The organism is Microcystis sp. M090S1 (assembly GCF_020246295.1).
GTDB classification, from domain to species: domain Bacteria; phylum Cyanobacteriota; class Cyanobacteriia; order Cyanobacteriales; family Microcystaceae; genus Microcystis; species Microcystis aeruginosa.
Window position 1 is genome coordinate 1 of the sequence record NZ_JADBTF010000111.1, and the last position, 3363, is coordinate 3363.

A 3363-nucleotide genomic window follows, 5' to 3' on the forward strand; every position below is an offset into this window, starting at 1 on the left:
ATTCGGGCAATAACCTATCGGTGAAACCGTAGATTTTCCATCCGAATGCTTCGCCCCTACAGGACGCGGGCTGATGAAGACGCAAGGTTTTGAAGCACGATTCTCTCAAAATCTTGCACCTGTTTCCAGAGAAAAGCCAGAAAGCCCCTACCTTGCCTACATTTCACATTTATTCAGCAAATCCTACATAGTAATAATTTTAAGGTTTAGTGCCTTGGCCGTAAAATTCCAGTTCTCTAGCTGATTGCGGTTTGGCTTACTATTAAAAATTGTTTTGATCTAAGATTGAATCAGCAATATTGTATTGGGAGTATCAAACAATGGAACCAGTTTCTCTGATTGTCGCCGCCTTGACTGCCGGTGCGGTTGCTGCGGCTAAAGATACGGCGGAAAAAGGTGTTAAAGATACATATCAAGGTTTGAAAACCTTGATTAAGCGTAAGTTTGCTAATGATGCTTTAGCACAGGCAATGGTAGAGGCAAAACCAGAGGATATCAAGAAAGCTGAAGGTTTGTTAAAAGATAAAATTGTCGAAGCGGGGGTTGATAAAGATAATGAAATCACTAAATTAGCCCAAGATTTACTAGACAAGCTCCAAGAACAACGGCTCTTCTCTACTTTGTGTGATAAGCACTGATTATCATTCGTAGGAGTCTTGCTAGGCAAGGCTTTGAAGACTATATTTCTATAAAATTATCCCTATTCTTCTTCCCTCCACACAGAAACCAGAAGAGCCGAACAACCCGGTGGACAACAAATTATCACCCAAAATATCAGTAATGTTAAATATGCTGCTACCTCTGGCACGGGTAATGCTAGTATTAGCGGCATCACCGAGCATGGCACATCTAAGGATGACTGAGACTGTATTTTAATTAATCAGGATGGTTGATATGTCAGAACCAAGCGAAATTCAACAAAATATTACAGAAGCTCAATATGCTGCTACCTCTGGGACTGGCAATGCAACCATCACGATTACCAATTACTATTATCGAGAAGAAGCAAGAATAGCCCCTGCTGATTCTGCCGATGTTGCCGATGATAATCTGCCCTGTCCCTATCGTGGCTTGTTTCATTTTGGTCCAGGAGATGCAGAATACTTTTTTGGGCGCAAAAGCTTTATTAAAACCCTATTTCAGGCAACCCAAACCCGTAATTTTATCCCCCTATTAGGTGCGTCGGGAAGTGGTAAATCCTCGGTGGTTTTTGCGGGATTAGTCCCTAAATTGCAACAAGAAAGTCACTGGCAGTTTACCCATTTTCGTCCCGGTTCTGACCCTTTTCATGCCCTAGCTTTAGCATTAGTTCCCCTTTATACAACTAATTTAAATGAGACAGAACGCCTCGCCCAAGCGCGTCAGTTAGCCAATTATTTGCGTGATGGCGATATTTCTTTAGCTGACGTTGTTGCCCAAATCCAACAGAATTATCCCAGTGAACGGGTGCTGGTAATTGCCGACCAATTTGAGGAACTTTATACCCTCTGTCCTGATGAAACAATCCGTCGTAATTTTCTCGATAAATTAACTACATCCCCTTTTGAAAGGGTAGGAATGGTGTTGGTATTAACTATGCGGGCCGATTTCTTGGGGAATGCTCTTTCCTATCGTCCCTTTGCCGATGTCTTACAAAATACTGACTTGAAATTGGGGCCGATGAACCGAGAAGAACTCACAGAAGTTATTGAAAAACCGGCGCAAAAATTGGGGGTGACATTTGAAGCGGGACTGGTGGAGCGCATCCTCGATGATGTGGAGAGTGAGCCGGGGAATTTGCCATTACTAGAGTTTGCCTTAACGGAATTGTGGCAGCGGCGACAGGGCCAACAGTTAACCCATCTGGCATATACAGAAATTGGCCAAGTGCAGGGTGCTTTGGCCCGCCATGCCAATGAAGAATATGACAAGCTGAGTGAGGCGCAACGGGAACAGGTGCGGCGCATTTTCATCCAATTGGTACGCCCAGGGGAAGGCACAGAAGATACGCGGCGGCTGGCGACAAAAGCGGAATTAGGGGCGGTAAATTGGGCGCTGGTGAAACAACTGGCGGATGCGCGTTTAGTTGTCACCAGTCGCAGTGAAGAGGCACAGGTGGAGACGGTGGAAGTGGTGCATGAAGCACTGATTCGCAATTGGGGGGAATTGCGGGGCTGGATGGATACAGACAGGGTTTTTCGCGCTTGGCAGGAGCGTTTGCGGGGGGCGATGGGGCAATGGCAAAAGACGCAGGGGGATGAAGGCTCATGGTTGCGCGGGGCGGCGTTGGCGGAGGCGGAAGAACAATTGAAGAAACGCCCAGAAGATATCAGCCAAAGTGAACAGGATTTTATCAGGCAGAGTCTCCAAGAGCGAGAACGGATAAAACAAGCCGAAGCAGCCCGCAGGCGGCGCGAAATTAGAACCGCTTGGGGGATTGCGGCGGGTTCCTTGGGGGCGGTGGTGGTTAGTATGGGATTGGGTTTGATGGCTTGGAAACAAACACAACAAGCGGAACTCAATCTGGCAAATGCTCGCGGGTTTTCTTCCTTATCTTTGTTTGATAGAGGAAAAGAATTAGAGGCTTTCGTTGAAGCAATTAAGGCAGGAAAAACTCTACAAAAGCAGCAGGCATCCGACAAGGAGGTGATGAATGCCTTACAGGAACTTCTCAACCGGAAAAGTGAACGCAATCGCTTAGAAGGGCATGGTAGCTATGTCCATAGCGTTAATTTTAGTTGCGACGGCAAGACTTTGGTGAGCGGTAGTGATGACAAAACTATCAAACTCTGGAATGTAGAAACAGGCCAAGAAATCCGCACCCTCAAGGGGCATAATGGCCCTGTCTATAGCGTTAATTTTAGTCCTGACGGCAAGACTTTGGTGAGCGGTAGTGATGACAAAACTATCAAGCTCTGGAATGTAGAAAAACCCCAAGAAATCCACACCCTCAAGGGGCATGATGACCGTGTCAGAAGCGTTAATTTTAGTCACGACGGCAAGACTTTGGTGAGCGGTAGTGATGACAAGACTATCAAACTCTGGAATGTAGAAACAGGGAAAGAAATCCGCACCCTCAAGGAGCATAATGGCCCTGTCTATAGCGTTAATTTTAGTCCTGACGGCAAGACCTTGGTGAGCGGTAGTGATGACAAAACTATCAAACTCTGGAATGTAAAAACAGGCCAAGAAATCCGCACCATCAAGGGGCATGATGGCCCTGTCTATAGCGTTAATTTTAGTCGCGACGGCAAGACTTTGGTGAGCGGTAGTGGTGACAAGACTATAGCGGTGTGCAGTCGTATGAGGTACAGTGTCACGAGCTATAAACCATGCTAGGCAAAGCTTGGTCTGTATCTCACTCAAGCGCTTACCGCTATATCA

The 3363-nt window shown here is 46.3% G+C and carries 2 protein-coding genes; both read left to right on the top strand.

Annotation, left to right across the window (positions count from 1 at the left end; genetic code table 11):
* The first annotated feature begins 320 nt into the window (after positions 1-320).
* On the top strand, positions 321-638 hold the full coding sequence (locus IM477_RS05230; protein ID WP_287730812.1) for a Het-E N-terminal domain-containing protein: 318 nt from the start codon (positions 321-323) through the stop codon (positions 636-638).
* A 256-nt stretch (positions 639-894) separates the two neighbouring features.
* Positions 895-3318 (top strand): nSTAND1 domain-containing NTPase, encoded by a 2424-nt coding sequence (locus IM477_RS05235; protein WP_287730813.1) that lies wholly within the window; start codon positions 895-897, stop codon positions 3316-3318.
* The last annotated feature ends 45 nt before the right edge of the window (positions 3319-3363 follow it).

What these genes read in the sequence shown, in the direction of transcription:
- IM477_RS05235 (WP_287730813.1), top strand. Translation starts at nt 895, where the DNA reads ATGTCAGAACCAAGCGAAATTCAACAAAATATTACAGAAGCTCAATAT.
- IM477_RS05230 (WP_287730812.1), top strand. Translation starts at nt 321, where the DNA reads ATGGAACCAGTTTCTCTGATTGTCGCCGCCTTGACTGCCGGTGCGGTT.